The 242-nt window shown below is 36.4% G+C and carries 1 protein-coding gene; it reads right to left on the bottom strand.

Annotated elements, in window-relative coordinates; all coding sequences use genetic code 11:
• Positions 1–242, bottom strand: a 242-nt coding sequence (locus A1232T_RS13255) for an IS200/IS605 family accessory protein TnpB-related protein (protein WP_143514013.1), incomplete at both ends; no start/stop codon positions are given.

Raw genomic sequence — 242 nt, 5'->3', positions numbered from 1 at the left:
CACTTATTTTATGGCAGCACGAGCAGGTCTGGGTAGTGTAACTCTCATTTACGATCTCAAACTGACAACCTGCATGCTTGCATTTATATTCCAGTTGTCTTTTAAGTTCAAACCATCCTGCATCGTATGTTGATTTAGCTAGATTGGTTTTTTTAGTTGTAAATGAGCGTGATTTAACATCACCAACCACAATTAAGCTGTTATCTTTAACAAGCTTGGTGGTGAATTTATGAATTAAGTCT

The sequence above is a fragment of the Psychrobacter pasteurii genome, from assembly GCF_900162815.1.
In the GTDB taxonomy this organism is placed as follows: Bacteria; Pseudomonadota; Gammaproteobacteria; order Pseudomonadales; family Moraxellaceae; genus Psychrobacter; species Psychrobacter pasteurii.
Note: the sequence above shows the minus strand (reverse complement) of the source record. Positions and strands in the feature narration are given on the sequence as shown.